Below are 15,550 nucleotides of genomic sequence, written 5' to 3' on the forward strand. Positions count from 1 at the left end.
GATTCAGAAAAGACGCCACCGCAGGACGTTCGGGTAGGGGATCTCCAACCCCTCCGTCTCGCGGATGGCCGCCTTCGCGACCGTGTGGGCGAACTCGATCTTCAGGACGGCTTCCAGGTCGGCCCGGCGTTCGAAGACCATGCGCAGGTCGAGCTCCTGCCGAGACCACCCCTGCCGGGCCCAGAACGCCTCCACGGCCTCCGGGGAGTAGGTCGGGACCGTCGCCTGGAACCAGCGTCCGAAAGAGCCTCGGGTCGCGTCGAGGTCCACGACGAAGGCCGCGCCGCCCTTGCGCAGCACCCTCGACAGCTCCGCCAGGCCCGGTTCGCAGCCGGGGCCGAAGAAGTAGGCCCAGCGGGCCATCGCCACGTCGACCGAGTGGTCGGGCAGGGGGATCTCCTGGGCGGTCGCCGTGTGGACGGTCACGTTGGGCACCCGGGCGCAGCGGCGGCGGGCCAGGGCGGCCAGGTCGCCGTGGGGTTCGACGCCGATCACCGACGACGCCTCCGAAGCCAGGGCGGGCAGGTGGTAGCCGGTGCCGCAGCCGATGTCGAGGACCGTCGCGCCGGTCCACGGGCGGAGCGCGCGCATCGCCGACTCGACCCGCCGGTCGGGGTCGACCGCGTGGTTCTCCAGCTCGTAGACCTGCGGGGTGTTCCAGATGTTGGGGCTGGGCACGGCGCCCTTGACGATGCTGGCCATGACGCAACCCTAGGTTCGCCTCGACCGGACACACGCCCGCTTAGGCTGGCATGGTGAGCAAGAGCCGTGGCGAGCGTACATATATCGGAAGGAGCGAGGTCGTCCGGGTGCCGAATGCGAAGATCGCGTTGTCGACCGCATCGGTCTATCCCGAGCGAACCCCCGACGCCTTCGAGCTCGCGGCACGTCTGGGTTACGACGGCGTCGAGATCATGGTCGGGCAGGATCCGGTCAGTCAGGACGTCGACGTGCTCCAGCGTCTCCGCGACCACTACGAGCTGCCCATCCTCGCGATCCACGCGCCCTGTCTGCTGGTCACCCAGCGCGTGTGGGGCAAGGACCCGTGGCTCAAGCTGCGCAAGGCGCAGGCCGCGGCCGAGCGGCTGGGCGCCGGCACCGTCGTGGTGCATCCCCCTTTCCGCTGGCAGCGTGACTACGCCCGAGACTTCGAGATCGGGCTGGCCCGCATGCGCGACGAGACCGACGTGGTCTTCGCGGTCGAGAACATGTTCCCCCTCCGGGCCCGGGGCAACGAGGTCGTGCCCTATTCGCCCGACTGGAACCCCCTCGACTACGACTTCCCCCATGTCACCCTCGACCTGTCCCACACGGCGGTGTCCGGATCCGACGCCATGGAGATGGCCACCAAGCTGGGCGACCGGCTGGCCCACCTCCACCTGGCCGACGGCGTCGGCACCACGAACAAGGACGAACACCTCGTTCCGGGACGGGGCAACCAGCCCTGCGCTCCGATGCTGGAGCGCCTCGCCAACGCGGGCTATGGTGGGCTGATCGTGCTGGAGATCAACACGCGGAGAGCGGCGACCCGCACCGAGCGGATCGACGACCTGGCCGAGGCGCTGGCCTTCGCCCGGCTCAACTTCGCCGCCTCGTCCGCGAGGAAATGAGCGCTACAACCCCATGAGTCACCTGGTCTTCGACGCGCCCAGGGTGGCCGAGGCGTACGACGCGGCCCGACCGGAATACCCCGCCGCGCTCTACGACGCCCTGTCCGAACTGTCCGAGACGACGCTCGACGGCGCCACCGTGGTCGACGTCGGCGCCGGGACCGGCATCTCCTCCCGGGGCATGCAGCGGCGGGGCGCCCGGGTGGTCGCCGCCGATCTGGCCGGGCACATGCTGGCCTACCACGACGGCGCGTCCGTCCTGGCCGACGGCAACGTGCTGCCCTTCCGCGACGGCTCGGCCGATCTGGTGACCTACGCCCAGGCGTGGCACTGGCTCGACCCGGCGCGGTCGATCGAGGAGGCCAAGCGGGTCAGCCGCAGGGCCGTCGCCGGATGGTGGAACTCCGTCGACACCGGCAAGGCCGGCTGGCTGGCCGAGTGTCAGATCAGGTTGTCCGACGTGCCGGGCTACACCGGCCCCGAGGGCCGGGACCTGCCGGCCATCGCGCGGGCGATGACCGACGGCGGGCTCGACGTCCGCGACCGGTGGATCCACTGGACGCGGCACGTGCGGCTCGACCTGTTCCTGACCAACCTGCGCTCCCACTCCTACATGGCCCGGCTCGACCCGGCCCGGGCCGACGAGCTGATCGAGCGCGAGCGGGCGGAACTCCTGCGTGTCTGCCCTGGTGGTGATCTTGTCGTGCCGATGCGCGTTTACCTCGCGGTCGGCCGGAAAGAGCCCGCCGGATGACGGAACAGCGGCGGCGCAGGCCCGGCAGACGGCCCGGATCCCTCGACACCCGCGGTGAGATCATCACCGCGGCCCGGGGGGTCTTCGCGGAGAAGGGGTTCGACAAGGCGACGGTCCGGGGCATCGCCCGGGAGGCGAACGTCGACCCGGCCCTGGTCCACCACTACTTCGACACGAAGGAGGGCCTGTTCGTCGCGGCGATGCAGTTCCCGGTGGAGCCGAGCGTGGCGGTGCCGATGATCCTGGCCGGGCCCCGCGAGGAGATGGGGGAGCGGCTGATCAGGTTCATCCTGACGGTGGCCTCCGACGAAGACCGGCGGGCGCCGATCATCGCGATGATCAGGTCGGCGATGTCGAACGAGCAGGCGGCCACGATGGTGCGCGAGTTCCTCGGCGAGGCGGTGCTCCAGCGGCTCGCCCAGGGGCTGGGCGTCGATCCGATCAGGATCGAGGCGGCCTTCGGGCAGATGATCGGCGTGGTGATGCTGCGGTATATCGTCAAGATCGAGCCGATCGCGTCGGCGACGCCCGATGAGCTGGTCGCCCTGCTCGCGCCCACGTTGCAGCGGTATGTCGACCCCTGACGGAGCGCCTTCTAGAGGTTTGTTCTAGGGTCTGATTATGGTGACCACGATGGCGATGAGGAGGCCCCAATGTTGCTGGTCTGCATAATCGGGCTGCTGATGACGGCGCTGACGATCGCGGTGGTGGCCAGGCGGGTGGGCTTCCTCTACCGGCTCGCCACGGTGGGCCAGCCGGCGCCCGAACGTATTGAATACGCCCGCGCGAACATCGGGGCCGAGATAAAGGCCCAGCTGGTCGAGGTGTTCGGGCAGAAGAAGCTGCTCAAGTGGACGCCCTCGGGCATCGCCCACTTCTTCGTCATGTGGGCGTTCTTCATTCTGCTGACCGTTTATGTCGAGGCGTACGGCGCGATGATCCAGGGCGCCGTCACCGGGCGGCCCGACTTCCACATCCCGCTGATCGGCCGGTGGCCGGCCCTGGGCTTCCTGCAGGACTTCATCGCCCTGGCGGCTTTGCTCGGCCTGGTCGCCTTCGCCGTGATCCGGATCAGGAACGCGCCCTCGAAGCTCGGCCGCGACTCCCGGTTCTCCGGGTCTCACCTGGGCGGCGCGTGGCTGATCCTGTTCATGATCTTCAACATCATCTGGTCGTTGTTCCTGTTCCGGGCCGCCGCGATCAACACCGGCAACTTCCCCTACGAGTCGGGGGCGTTCGTCTCCGAGCTCCTGGCGCGGATCCTGCCGACCTCGTCACTGCTCGAAGAGATCGCGCTGCTGCTGCACATCGGCCTGATGCTGGTCTTCGCGGTGATCGTGGTCAACTCCAAGCACCTGCACATCTTCACGGCCCCGCTGAACGTGTTGTTCTCCCGCCGTCCCGACGGCATGGGCGCGGCCCAGGAGATGCGCAGCGGCGGCAAGGTGCTCGACTTCGAGGAGGCCGACCCGGAGACCGACGTCTTCGGCCGAGGCAAGATCGAGGAGACCACCTGGAAGGGCTTCCTCGACTTCTACACGTGCACGGAATGCGGCCGCTGCCAGTCGCAGTGCCCGGCGTGGAACACCGACAAGCCGCTGTCGCCCAAGATGCTCATCCTCGACCAGCGCGACCACGCCTTCGCGGTCGCGCCCTACCTGCTGATGAGCGAGGAGCAGCGCGCCCACGCCGGTCAGGACGTGCTGGCCCTGCTGGAGAAGCCCCTCGTCGGCGAGCAGGGCGTCATCCACCCCGACGTGCTCTGGTCGTGCACCAACTGCGGCGCGTGCGTCGAGCAGTGCCCGGTCGACATCGAGCACATCGACCACATCCTCGACATGCGGCGTTACCAGGTCATGATCGAGTCGGCCTTCCCGTCCGAGGCCGGCGTGATGCTGAAGAACCTCGAGAACAAGGGCAACCCGTGGGGCATGCCCGAGATGAAGCGGGCCGAGTGGATCGAGGAGCTCGACTTCGAGGTCGAGATCGTCGACGAGAAGATGCCCGAAGACACCGAGTACCTGTTCTGGGTCGGCTGCGCGGGCGCGCTCGAAGACCGGGCGAAGAAGACCACCAAGGCGGTCGCCGAACTGCTGCACATCGCGGGCGTCAAGTTCGCGGTGCTCGGGCCGATGGAGGCGTGCACGGGCGACCCGGCCCGCCGTCTGGGCATGGAGTTCCTGTTCAACATGCTGGCCCAGCAGAACATCGAGACGCTCAACGAGGCCGGGGTCAAGAAGATCGTGGCCACCTGTCCTCACTGCTTCAACACCCTGGCCAACGAGTATCCGCAGCTGGGCGGGCACTTCGAGGTCGTACACCACACGCAGTTGTTGTCTCATCTGGTCGACACCGGGAAGCTGACCCCGATCACGCCGATCGAGGAGAAGATCACCTACCACGACCCGTGTTTCCTGGGGCGGCACAACAAGGTCTACTCCCAGCCGCGCGACATCATGGCCAAGGTGCCCGGCGTCACGACTCAGGAGATGCACCGCCACAAGGACCGAGGGTTCTGCTGCGGCGCCGGCGGCGCGCGGATGTGGATGGAGGAGCGGATCGGCAAGCGCATCAACACCGAGCGGGTCGACGAGGCGCTCACCACCGATCCCGACACGGTGTCGACCGCCTGCCCGTTCTGCCTCGTGATGCTCGGCGACGCCATCAACGAGAAGAAGAACACCGGCAAGGCGAAGGAGACGCTGGAGGTCGTCGACGTGGCCCAGCTCCTGATCAAATCCATCAAGGGCTGACTGGTTCGTTGATCGGTTGTTGAATCCGCTGGTCAGGGCCACATGCGCGCCACCCTGTTCTCCACATAACGGGAGAATCACGGTAACCTCAACGTTGGCTCAATCAACGGGGAGGGGGCTGAACGGTGGGTGTGGTCGTAACAGACGCCGAAGTAACTCTTGCCGACGTGCTCTCCCTGCGGATGGCGATCGACCATCCGCTGGAGGCGGGCACGCATCTGGTGCTCCGGCACCGCGGCACCGGCTCGGAACGGAAGGTGCGGCTCGGGACCCCGGGCCGCCCCGCCAAGGACGCCACCGTCGCCGTCTCGCTGGCCGGGCTGAAGCTGACGCCCGGCCGCTGGGACGCCTACCTCCAGCAGAGCGGCCCGCGCACCCGCATGCAGAGCGTCGACCCGGGCTTCTCGCTCCACCGCCTCGACGCCTACGCGCTCGGCCGCCGGACCATGTCCTACCGCGCCTACCGCACCCGCAACGGCTTCCTGGCCATCAAGATCGCCGACGCCGAGCCGGTGGCCGACGTGCGGGCGGTCTGGTTCCGCGAGGGCCGGTTCGAGGTGACGGGGCTGCTGGCGTACACGGGGCTGGGAGACGACGACCAGCACCACCGCGCCCGGCTCTCCTTGAAGCACAGTGACGCCACCGTGACCGCGATTGCCACGGTCCAAGGTGTACGGTTTCACGCCGCCCTCTCCCTGTGCGACGTCCTTGCCGCCACCCCCGACTCCGAAGGGGTGTGGGAGCCCTCCCTCGAAGTCGACGGGGTCGACGGCCCCATGGCCTTGGGAGCGCTCCTCGACGACGTGGAGGGCAAGCGCCGCCGCGTCCACTATCCGGCGACGAAGATCGACGGAGTGCCGATCAAGCCGAGCTTCTCGCCCGCCGACCATCTCCGGCTCGAGGTGGGCGCGGCGTGAAGATCACGTTCCTGGTGCCGTCCGCGTACGGGATGCGCGGTGACATACGGGCGATGCTGAACCTCGCGGCCGCCCTCACCAGTGGGCACCAGGTCGAGGTGGTCAGCGTCAAGCGCACCAGGGACGCCCCGTTCTTCCCCGTCGACCCCGCGATCAGGCTGCGCTGGCTGGTCGACGCCCGGCCCGGCCGTCATCTGCTGCCGCGCGGCCAGGTGCGCACCGAGGTCGCCCTGTGGCGGGCGCTGCGCGCCATCCGGTCTGACGTGCTGGTCACCGCCCGGCCCAGCCTGAGCGTGCAGTCGGCCCGCTACGCGCCCCGCGAGGTGGTCAGGATCGCCCGCGAATGGACGCGGCCGGCCGTGCCGACCCCCGTCCAGCGCTACTACCCCCGCCTCGACGCCGTGGTGACCAGCACCGACGCCGGGCGCGGCGAGTGGACCCGGCTGCTCGACGACGAGCTCAGCGTGCACACCATCCCCGACCCGCTGCCCGCGGCGCCGTGGCCGAGGTCGCGCATGGACAACCGGATCATCAGCGCCGGCGGCCGGTGGGTGGCCGACAAGGCGTTCGACCGGCTGATCAGGGCCTTCGCGATGGTCGCCGACAAACGGCCCGACTGGCGGTTGCGCCTCTACGGCGCCGGCTCGGAGGAGAAGCGGCTGCGCGCCCTGGTCGCCGAGCTCAGCCTGCACAACCACGTCTACTTCATGGGCACCACCCCCGACCTGCCCGGCGAGTTCGCCAAGGCGTCGATCGTGGCGGTCCCGTCGCGCCACGAGGTGCTCGGCATGACCGTGAACGAGGCGCTCAGCACGGGGGTGCCCATCGTGGGCTTCGACGGCCCGAAGGGGCTGGCCCAGTTCGTGCGGCCCGGGATCGACAGCGTGCTGGTCAGCGAGGGGGCCGGGGAGATCGAGGCGTACGCGGGGGCGCTGCTGTCGCTGGTCGACGACGAGCGCAAACGTATGACGCTGGCCGCCGGGGCGCTCGAATCGGCCTCGCTGCGCGCCGCCACCGCCATCGCCGCCCGCTGGCAGGATCTGATGTATGGTTTGCGCTCCCGGGCCTGATCCTCGTGGAATAACAGATCCCGAGCCCCCGAATTCGGAAGCCCGGGACCGTGATCTTCAGCTTCAGCGACTCGCCGAAGTCCGCAACCCGAGCGCGTTGTCGAGCTCCTCCAAGGTCAGTCGGTCATCCGTGAAGTTGACGGCCTCCAGAACCTCGGCGTAGAGCGCGATTTCGTCCAACGCGACACGGTCATGGACCCGGGAGTCCAAGTCGTCGTGCCCCACCGCGTCGTCCTTCCTTCCGCAGCCCACACCCTCTTCGAGGTTACGTCCGCGTCGGTTTCGGCGACATGGCCCATCGGGACCATTCCCGCCGCCGGACCCCCCTCGACTAACCATTTCCCGCTAAGCGCGATCACAATTCGGTCAATTTCCCAAGGTGGGTGAGACCTGATTGCTAAAGGATGATTTATCGGTCTTTGCGGGGTAAGGGGGATCTGGCGGTCAGGAGTGGTACAACCACTCCGAGGTGATCTCCGAGACGGGCCTTCCGGGCATCCGCAACGGCGAAGGAACCGTGTCGTCCCGCTCGTGAATCAACTTCCCAGAGACGGCCGAAGCCGACGGGAATCCTCTTTCCGGCACCGCCCTGCCGATCATGGCAGACCATGCCAGACCTGTGGCGTAGGCCGCGCCGAGCAGTGTCGAGGCGGCTTCGCGGCCCGGCGGCGACAGGACGTCGGGAAGCGCGCCGTCGACGGGCCACAGGGCCCTCAGCGGGTGGGCCGAATCGTCAAGGGCCTGCCGGACGGCCCGGCGCACCTCGTCGTCGAGCAGGGGGAAGACATCTGTCACCTCGGCGTCAGCCACCGTTGACAGGTCACAGGCGAGGAGGCCGGCGGCCGCCATGCGGGGGTCGACGCCCCGGCCGGCCAGGTAGCCCAGCGCCTCGGTCAGGTCGTAGAAGGTGTGCTGGAAGTGGTCCTTCGGGGCGGTCTCGTGGATGGTCGTACTGGTCAGATGGGGTGGCAACCGGTGCAGCCAGTGTCTGGCCAGATCTGACCCCCGATCGACGTGGCCGTGGTCGAGCCAGGGTTGCCGCAGCAGGGGCTCGATCATCACCGTGAGGGCCTGGGCGCGCGGCCGGAAACGCGGGTCGTCGCTCAGCACGGTCGCGACCTCCGCCGCCAGCCCGGCCAGGCGCAGCGCCGTCTCGGGCGCTCCGGCGGCCAGCCTCTCCCGGTACGGCTCCAGCCACGACTCCAGCCGCACCCCCGGCAACCACCTGACCCAGTCGTCGCCCGGCAGCGGCCTGCCCAGGAACTCGCCGAACATGGTCAGCAGCTGCTCGTTGCCGTCGAAGGCCGGCGCGTAGGCGCACCACATGATCACGCCCCACACCGTCGCGACGGGCGAGGTCACCTCGGGGGCGAACAGCTCCTTCAGCGGGCCCGGGACGAGCGGGAAGTCGTCCTGGCTCAGCCCCCGGTGGGCGGCCAGGATCGCCCGGATCCGCTCGGCGACCTCGGGCAGCACGTCGGGCCCGACGAATCCCTGTGTCGACCCCCGGTCGGCCGCGAAGTCGGGGCCCTGCGGCACCAGCCACCACGGGATGGCGGGATTGACGCGTACACACGTGTTGCGCACCCCGGGTTCGGCGGGGGGCGGAGCCAGCATCCACTGGCCGTCGGCGTCGCGCCGGTACCAGCGCGCGCCCAGCCCGAAGATCCAGCACGAGCCGTCGCGGGCCGACAGGCCCCGGCGGGCGAGCGCCTCGGCGCGTGACTCCATCCGGCGGAGCGACCACTGGGGGTCGGCCACCATCGCCCGGACGTCCTGCTCCACGGCCGCGAAACCGTCAAACTGCACGAGCCACATGCTAGAACATGTGAAACTTTCACCCACCTGAGCTGGATAAACGGCTATAAGCCGGGGGACTCGCGGCGTGACCTCTTGGCATGTCCGCTGTTGTTCCACTTCGATGGTCTTCGTGACGGAGACCCAGCAGGCCAAGACCGACGCGGACCAGCCGGAAAACGCTCCCACCGCGAGGCGGAGATGGCTCGGCCAGCCCGGCGACCTGACGGCGCTGGGCATCTGGTTCTTCTGGCACGTCGCGACGTACGTCTACATGGTCCTGGCCGCCCCCGGCCGGACCGAGGCGCCGCTCCTGGACCGGCTGACGCCGTGGGACGCCGAGAACTTCATCACGATCGCCCAGTACGGGTACGACGGCTCTCCCGGCATGACCGACGCGCCCAAGCTGGTGGCGTTCTTCCCCGGGCTGCCGCTGCTGCTGCGCGACCTCAACTGGCTGGTGCCCAACTACGACCTGCTGATCGTGCTGGTGTCGGTCGTGGGCAGCGCGGTGGTCGCCGTGTTCCTGTCGCGGCTGAGCGAGTCGTACAAGGAGGGGACCGGCACCTGGACGGTGCTGGCGTTCTTCCTGTCGCCGTGGGCGGTGTTCATGTGGGCGGGCTACTCCGAGGCCCCGTTCCTGGCGCTGGCGATCCCGGCCTGGTTGTTCGCCCGTCAGGGCCGCTGGGAGTGGGCGGCCGTCTGCGCGGCGTTCGCGTCGTCGATCAGGATCACCGGGTTGTTCCTCGCGCTGGGCCTGGCGGTGATGTTCCTGGTCTCTGAGAAGGGGCTGCGCGCCGACTGGCGGAAGATCTTCTGGCTCGTGGTGCCGGGGTTGCCGGTGCTGGCGTACATGATCTTCCTGAAGGTCAGGGTCGGCGACTGGATGGCCTGGAACGCGGCCCAGGCGCAGTACTGGGGGCGCTATCCCGTCGAACCGATCGAGGTGCTGACGAACACCTGGAATCGGTCGCTGGAGGAGCCGGTGCTCGCCACGTCGTATCGTGAGGAGATCCTCGCTGCGCTGGTGCTGGTCGTCCTGATCGTCTGGCAGCTGGTGCGGCGCAGATGGGCCGAGTTCGCCTACCTGGCGCCCCAGGCGGTCGCGTTGCTGGCGATGTCCTCGTTCTACATGTCGGTCGGGCGGGCATCGTTGTTGTGGTGGCCGCTCTACATCGGGATCGGCATCGCCGCGGCGCGCAACAAATGGGCGTTCATGGCGTATGTCGCGGTGGCGGCGCCGGTCATGGCGATCAACGTAGGAAACTTCACCACGGGGGCCTGGGTTGGCTGAGGTGTTCGCTCTGGACGACGACCTGCCGTCGATCGACCCGACGGCGTGGATCGCGCCGGGCGCGGTCGTGGCCGGCCGCGTCCGCGTCGGCACGCACGCGAACGTCTGGTACGGCAGCGTGCTCCGGGGAGACGACGAGTCGATCGAGGTCGGCGCGCAGTGCAACGTCCAGGATCTGTGCTGCCTGCACGCCGACCCGGGCTTCCCGGCGGTCCTCGAACCGAGGGTCAGCGTCGGCCACAAGGCGGTCGTCCACGGCGCTTACGTGGAGACGGGCGCCCTGATCGGCATCGGCGCGATCCTGCTGAACGGCGCCTACATCGGCGCGGGCACGCTGGTGGCGGCGGGCGCGCTGGTCACGCCGGGCAAGAAGTTCCCCGGCGGGGTGCTGCTGGCGGGCAGCCCGGCGAAGATCATCAGAGATCTCGACGAAGACGACGTCGCGACCTTCGCCGAGACCCCCGATCGCTACATGGACAAGGCCCGCCGGCACGCCCGGGCCCGCCGCTGGTGAGCTGACTACCGGGTGGCGCGGTCGGCCGCGGTGACCAGGTCGGCGGTGGCCTCCGCGTGGGAGACCAGGATCAGGTGCGAGGCGCTCTTGACCTCGACGGTGTGCGACCCGGCGCGCTTGGCCATGAACTTCTGGGCCGCGGTCGGGATCGCCTGGTCGGCGCCCGAGACGAGGTACCACGACGGGATCTTCTTCCACGCCGCCGTCGTGGCCTTGGCGTCGAGCGCCGCGTAGGAGACCGGACGCTGGGTCGCGGCGATCAGGGCAACGTCGCGGGCGGGCAGGTCGGCGGCCACGGCGGCGCGGAACTTGGCCGGGTCGACGTAGACGTCGGTGCCGCCCGGGTAGTCGCGGGTGAGCAGGCTGGTGGGCAGCTGGCTGCCGGGGAACTTGCCGGTGAGGTCGAGGGCCGACTCGCCGACCTCGGGGGCGTAGCCGGCGACGTACACCAGCGCCTTGACGTTGGTGTGGCCGCTCGCGGCCTGGCTGATGACCGAGCCGCCGTAGGAGTGGCCGACCAGGATCACCGGCCCCGGCACGGTGGAGATCACGCTCGACACGTAGTCGGAGTCGTCCTTGAGGCTCCGCAGGGGGTTGGCGGGCGCGATCACCGGGTAGCCGGCCGTCTGGAGCTTGGCGACGACCTTGGTCCAGCTCGACGCGTCGGCGAACGCGCCGTGGACCAGGATGACGGTGGGCTTGGCCTGGTGCTCGTGGTGGCCGGTCGAGGCGAACGCGGGCGTGGTCATGGCGGGGACCAGCGCGGCGAGCGCGACGGCCAGCAGAAGCTTTTTGGGCATGGCGTTCTCCAAGAAATGGACGGGTTTCTGCGGCCCTAAGCTAGAAACGGCCGGATCTGCGGCGCATGCGTCACGTGACTGCGTCACCGACTGAGGCCGGTTGGACAGGACTCCGATCCGAGGCGAAACTAGTCACATATGCCACCAAAACTGCCTAACGAGGCACTTTTCGGGCGTGAGCTTGAGCGGGGACGTCTCACTGATCTCGTGGACGGGGTCCGCGACGGCGGTGCGGCGATCCTGATCCGGGGCGACGCCGGGATCGGGAAGTCGGCCCTGCTGCTCGACGCGGCCGCGACCGCCGCCGCGCGGGGCATGCGGATCCTGCGGACGGCCGGGGCGCAGGCGGAGACCCGGATGCCGTTCGCCGGTCTGCACCGGCTGCTGCTGCCGTTCCAGGCCGAGATCGCGGAGTTGCCCGCGCCGCAGCGCGACGCCCTGGGGGCCGCGTTCGGCTTGATCGAGGCCGGGACACCGGAGCTCTTCCTCGTGGCCCTCGGCACGCTGAACCTGCTGAGCGAGGCGGCCAATCGCACGCCCGTGCTCCTGCTGGCCGACGACGTGCACTGGCTCGACCGGCCGACCGCCGAGGTGCTCGCCTTCGTCGCGCGGCGGCTGGAAGCCGCGCCGATCCTGCTGGCGGCCGCGCTCCGCGACGGGTCGCAGAGCCCACTGGAGGTCGCGGGGCTCCCCGAGCTGGTCCTCGACCGGCTCGACGACGACGCCGCCACCGCCCTGCTGGAGGCCCGCAGCCCCGCCCTGACGCCGGAGGCGCGTGCCCGGGTGCTCCGGGAGGCGGCGGGCCACCCGCTGGCCCTGGTCGAACTGCCGATCGCCGTGGAGACGCTGCGGCCGGAGCCCGGACGGCTCCCGCTGACCTCCCGGCTGGAGCAGACCTTCACCGCCCGCCTGTCGGGCCTGCCGTCGGTCACCCGCACCCTGCTGCTGGTGGTCGCGGTCAACGACTCGACCGCGTTGTGCGAGGCGATGGACGCCGCCACGCTGATCCTCGGCACGGAGGTGACCGCCGACGACCTCGCGCCCGCGGTGGCCGTCCGGCTGGTCGACCTCCACGAGACCGTGGTCTGGTTCCGCCACCCGCTCATGCGCTCGGCCATCCAGCAGGAGGCGAGCCGGTCCCGGCGGCACGCCGCGCACGCCGCCCTGGCCGAGGTCCTGGCCGGCCACCCCGACCGCAGCCGCTGGCACCGGGCGGCCTCGACCAACCGTCCCGACGAGGAGATGGCGGCCGAGCTGGAGACGGCGGCCCGGCGGGCCCGGCGGCGGGGAGATCTGCTGTCGGCGGTCGAGGGCCTCGAACGGGCCGCCCGGCTCAGCGTCGACCCCGGCCACCGGCGCGAACGGCTGGTCCACGCGGCCGAATGGGGGGCCGAGGCCGGCCGCCGCGACCTCGCCACCCGGCTGGTGACCGAGGCCGAGCCCTGGACGTTGTCGCTCCGCCAGCGCGCCCGCGTCGTGTGGATCCGCGAAAGCTTCGAAGAGGACGTCCGCGACGACGCCGCCGCAGTTCGCTCCCTGGTCGACCTCGCCGGGACCGTGGCGAAGGAGGGCGAGCTCGAACTGGCGATGAAGCTGCTGTCGAGCGCGTCCCTGCGGTGCTTCTGGGCCCACACCGACGCAGAATCGCGGGAACTCGTCGTGACCGCCGCCGAGAGCCTGCCCGTCGACGAGCACGACGGCTGGTTGCTCTCGATCCTGGCGTACGCGGCCCCGATCGAGCGCGGCCGGGTGGTGATCGAGCGGCTCCGCCGGCTGGCCGCCGACCGGCCCGACGGCTGGCGGGCGGCCCGGCTGCTCGGCAGCTCGGCGCTGACGGTGGGGGCCTTCGACCTGTCGGAGGAGTTCTGCGCCCTGTCCCTGCCGCGCCTGCGCGTGCAGGGCCGGCTCAGCCACATGTGCCGTGATCTGGGGGCCCAGGCGTTCAGCGCGGCCCGGCTGGCCGATCTCGGCGTGGCGATGTCGGCCGCCGAGGAGGCCGCCCGGCTGGCCCAGGAGACGTCCCTGCCGCTGATGCACGCCATGGCCCACGCCTCGGGCGCCGTGGTCGCCGCGTTGCGCGGCAACCCCGACCGGATGGAGAACCTCGCGGCGGTGGCCGAGCAGGCGGCCCTGCCGATGGGGGCGCGTCCGGTGCTGGCGACCGTGCAGCACGCGCGCGGCCTCGCCGCCCTCGGCGAGAGGCGCTACGGCGACGCGTACGACCACCTGCGCCGGATCTACGACCCCGCCGACCCCGTCTACCACGAGGCCCTGCGCTGCTACAGCGTGGCCGAACTCGCCGACGCCGCGTCGCACTGCGGCCAGGGCGAGGCGATCACCGGGATCATGGCTGAGCTGGAGGAGGTGGCGCTGCTCACCCCGTCACCCGCCCTGCACGCCGACCTGCGCTACGCCAGGGCCGTGCTGGCCGACGACGACGCCGCCGAGGCCCTCTACACCGCCGCCCTCGACGCCGACCTGCGCCGCCTGCCCTTCGCCCGGGCGCGGGTGCAGCTGGCCTACGGCGAATGGCTGCGCCGCCGGCGGCGCACGGCCGAGTCGCGGACGCCGCTGCGCACGGCCAGGGAGACGTTCGACGCGCTCGGCGTCATCCCGTGGAGCGAGCGGGCCTGGCAGGAGCTGCGCGCCTCAGGCGAGGGCGGCCGCCGCCGCACCGGTGACGCCCGCGACGTCCTCACCGCCCAGGAGCTCCAGATCGCCCAGATGGCGGCCGACGGCCTGACCAACCGGGAGATCGGCGAGAAGCTCTACATGTCCCACCGGACCGTCGGCTCCCACCTCTACCGGATCTTCCCCAAGCTGGAGATCACCTCGCGGTCGGCGCTGGCGGCGGCCCTGCGCGGGTCAGACTGAGGCGCGGGCAATAACCAGGTTCGGGTTGCAGGTTGACGCTGATAGCAGGAAAGTCGTGTCTTGATACGTCTTCCCGCCATCTCCCCCAAGGCTCTTCATGACGAACCAGACTGACAGTTTCCCCGACCTCATGAGCGACGACTCGTTCGAAGTCGTCATGCGTGGATACAGCCGCCGTCAGGTGCACGACTACATGATCCGCACCCGGAACCAGATCCGTGATCTCGAGGAGCGTCTGGCACGTACCATCGACCAGGCCGAGCAGAGCCGGCTGGAGCTCGCCGAGGCCCGCCGGAAGCTGACCGAGGCTCCGCAGAGCCCCGATGAGCTGGGCGAGCGGCTGAGCCAGATTCTCAAGCTGGCCCACGAAGAGGCGCGTGCCAACAAGGAGGCGTCGGAGAGCGCGGCGTCGCAGATGCGCGACCAGGCGGCGACCGAGGCCGACCGCGTGGTGTCGACGGCGCGGGAGCAGGCCGACTCCATCCGGGCGGCGGCGCAGGACGAGGCCGAGCGGCGCATCCACGACGCGACCGCGTCGGCCGAGCGGCTGCTGGCGCAGGCCGGCGCCGAGGCGGAGGAGAAGGTGGCGACGGCCAACGCCGAGGCCGAGGAGACGTTGCGGGACGCGCGGGCCGAGGCCGACCGGCGGGTGACCGCCGCGACGCTGGAGTCCGAGAAGCTGGTCGCCGACGCCAACGCGGTGTCGGAGCAGACCTTGACTTCGGCCAAGCAGCGTGCGGGATACCTTGACGAGCACACCGGGCGGCGTGTGGTCTATCTGACCGACACCCACACCGAGGTGATGCGCCGCCTGAACGAGATCGGCGCCGTGCTGGGTGACCTGCTGCACCGCGAGCAGGCCGCCGGTGCGCTGATCGACGAGGCGTCGGTGCTGCCGCCGGCTCCGTCGATCGACGAGGAGCTCCCCGTCGAGCGGGCCGAGCAGGTCGACGAGGACGAGGTTCCGGCGCCGGCCGCGCAGCCGGCAGCCGCGCCTTCCCCGGCCGCCGCCGGTCCCGCTGTGCTGGCCGATCAGGCCGCCGAGGAGGATGACTCCGATGACGAGCACGTGATCGTCGATCACGACCCGGCCGTCGTGGCCGCGCCGGTGGACCTGCGACGCGGGCTGCCTCCGATGGATGCCCGCGGCGCGTGATGCAGTGGAGA

General features: G+C 70.2%; 14 protein-coding genes. 10 read left to right on the forward strand and 4 right to left on the reverse strand.

The genetic code is table 11. From position 1 onward, the window contains the following. Positions 1 to 3 precede the first annotated feature (3 nt). Entirely contained in the window at positions 4 to 702 is a 699-nt protein-coding gene (locus tag AW271_RS14525; RefSeq protein ID WP_062336971.1) for a class I SAM-dependent methyltransferase, read from the reverse strand. Between the two features lie 53 nt (positions 703 to 755). Between AW271_RS14525 and AW271_RS14530 the strand changes: the two genes are divergently transcribed. The 6 genes from AW271_RS14530 to AW271_RS14555 all read left to right on the forward strand — a co-directional run bounded on the left by AW271_RS14530 (position 756) and on the right by AW271_RS14555 (position 7,104). After that, the gene (locus tag AW271_RS14530) at positions 756 to 1,610 is read left to right on the forward strand and encodes a sugar phosphate isomerase/epimerase family protein (RefSeq protein WP_245653056.1); all 855 of its coding nucleotides are present in this window, start codon (positions 756 to 758) and stop codon (positions 1,608 to 1,610) included. 13 nt (positions 1,611 to 1,623) lie between these two features. Beyond that, positions 1,624 to 2,364 carry a class I SAM-dependent methyltransferase gene (locus AW271_RS14535; protein ID WP_062336976.1) on the forward strand — a complete coding sequence of 247 codons (741 nt, stop codon included), beginning with the start codon at positions 1,624 to 1,626 and terminating at the stop codon, positions 2,362 to 2,364. After that, entirely contained in the window at positions 2,361 to 2,948 is a 588-nt protein-coding gene (locus AW271_RS14540) for a TetR/AcrR family transcriptional regulator (RefSeq protein ID WP_062336978.1), read from the forward strand. The genes AW271_RS14535 and AW271_RS14540 overlap by 4 nt, the downstream gene beginning before the upstream one ends. Before the next feature lie 69 nt (positions 2,949 to 3,017). Beyond that, a complete protein-coding gene (locus tag AW271_RS14545) occupies positions 3,018 to 5,117 on the forward strand; it encodes a (Fe-S)-binding protein (protein WP_062336980.1) in 2,100 nt (699 codons plus the stop codon). Positions 5,118 to 5,284: 167 nt separating this feature from the next. Beyond that, complete coding sequence (locus AW271_RS14550) at positions 5,285 to 6,034, forward strand: hypothetical protein (RefSeq protein ID WP_245653057.1); 750 nt, start codon at positions 5,285 to 5,287, stop codon at positions 6,032 to 6,034. Then, the gene (locus tag AW271_RS14555; RefSeq protein WP_062336987.1) at positions 6,031 to 7,104 is read left to right on the forward strand and encodes a glycosyltransferase; all 1,074 of its coding nucleotides are present in this window, start codon (positions 6,031 to 6,033) and stop codon (positions 7,102 to 7,104) included. Before AW271_RS14550 ends, AW271_RS14555 begins: the two co-directional genes overlap by 4 nt. A 63-nt stretch (positions 7,105 to 7,167) precedes the next feature. Here AW271_RS14555 and AW271_RS40690 read toward each other — a convergent pair whose 3' ends face one another. Further along, positions 7,168 to 7,329, reverse strand: a complete 162-nt coding sequence (locus tag AW271_RS40690; RefSeq protein WP_169806330.1) for a hypothetical protein — start codon at positions 7,327 to 7,329, stop codon at positions 7,168 to 7,170. A gap of 219 nt (positions 7,330 to 7,548) precedes the next feature. After that, positions 7,549 to 8,913, reverse strand: a complete 1,365-nt coding sequence (locus tag AW271_RS14560; protein WP_174553092.1) for a hypothetical protein — start codon at positions 8,911 to 8,913, stop codon at positions 7,549 to 7,551. Positions 8,914 to 9,034: 121 nt separating this feature from the next. Here AW271_RS14560 and AW271_RS14565 point away from each other — a divergent pair, with 121 nt between their 5' ends. Both AW271_RS14565 and AW271_RS14570 read left to right on the forward strand, forming a co-directional pair. Further along, positions 9,035 to 10,195 carry a mannosyltransferase family protein gene (locus AW271_RS14565; protein WP_169806331.1) on the forward strand — a complete coding sequence of 387 codons (1,161 nt, stop codon included), beginning with the start codon at positions 9,035 to 9,037 and terminating at the stop codon, positions 10,193 to 10,195. Position 10,196: 1 nt separating this feature from the next. Further along, a complete protein-coding gene (locus tag AW271_RS14570) occupies positions 10,197 to 10,709 on the forward strand; it encodes a gamma carbonic anhydrase family protein (protein ID WP_245653058.1) in 513 nt (170 codons plus the stop codon). Between the two features lie 5 nt (positions 10,710 to 10,714). On the opposite strand, the gene AW271_RS14575 is transcribed toward AW271_RS14570, so the two are convergent. After that, positions 10,715 to 11,509, reverse strand: coding sequence for an alpha/beta fold hydrolase (locus tag AW271_RS14575; RefSeq protein WP_062336993.1), 795 nt, complete (start codon positions 11,507 to 11,509; stop codon positions 10,715 to 10,717). Between the two features lie 138 nt (positions 11,510 to 11,647). On the opposite strand from AW271_RS14575, the gene AW271_RS14580 reads away from it, so the two are divergent. Both AW271_RS14580 and AW271_RS14585 read left to right on the forward strand, forming a co-directional pair. Continuing rightward, positions 11,648 to 14,383: a helix-turn-helix transcriptional regulator gene (locus AW271_RS14580; protein ID WP_062336995.1), complete on the forward strand. Its 2,736-nt coding sequence runs from the start codon at positions 11,648 to 11,650 to the stop codon at positions 14,381 to 14,383. A 97-nt stretch (positions 14,384 to 14,480) separates the two neighbouring features. Continuing rightward, positions 14,481 to 15,539, forward strand: coding sequence for a coiled-coil domain-containing protein (locus AW271_RS14585; RefSeq protein ID WP_174553093.1), 1,059 nt, complete (start codon positions 14,481 to 14,483; stop codon positions 15,537 to 15,539). The last annotated feature ends 11 nt before the right edge of the window (positions 15,540 to 15,550 follow it).

The organism is Herbidospora sakaeratensis (assembly GCF_001570525.1).
GTDB classification, from domain to species: domain Bacteria; phylum Actinomycetota; class Actinomycetes; order Streptosporangiales; family Streptosporangiaceae; genus Herbidospora; species Herbidospora sakaeratensis.

Bases quoted from the DNA above. Each gene is read 5' to 3' on its own strand.
- AW271_RS14525 (WP_062336971.1), bottom strand. From the start codon at position 702: ATGGCCAGCATCGTCAAGGGCGCCGTGCCCAGCCCCAACATCTGGAAC.
- AW271_RS14535 (WP_062336976.1), top strand. From the start codon at position 1,624: ATGAGTCACCTGGTCTTCGACGCGCCCAGGGTGGCCGAGGCGTACGAC.
- AW271_RS14540 (WP_062336978.1), top strand. From the start codon at position 2,361: ATGACGGAACAGCGGCGGCGCAGGCCCGGCAGACGGCCCGGATCCCTC.
- AW271_RS14545 (WP_062336980.1), top strand. From the start codon at position 3,018: ATGTTGCTGGTCTGCATAATCGGGCTGCTGATGACGGCGCTGACGATC.
- AW271_RS14575 (WP_062336993.1), bottom strand. From the start codon at position 11,509: ATGCCCAAAAAGCTTCTGCTGGCCGTCGCGCTCGCCGCGCTGGTCCCC.
- AW271_RS14580 (WP_062336995.1), top strand. From the start codon at position 11,648: ATGCCACCAAAACTGCCTAACGAGGCACTTTTCGGGCGTGAGCTTGAG.
- AW271_RS14585 (WP_174553093.1), top strand. From the start codon at position 14,481: ATGACGAACCAGACTGACAGTTTCCCCGACCTCATGAGCGACGACTCG.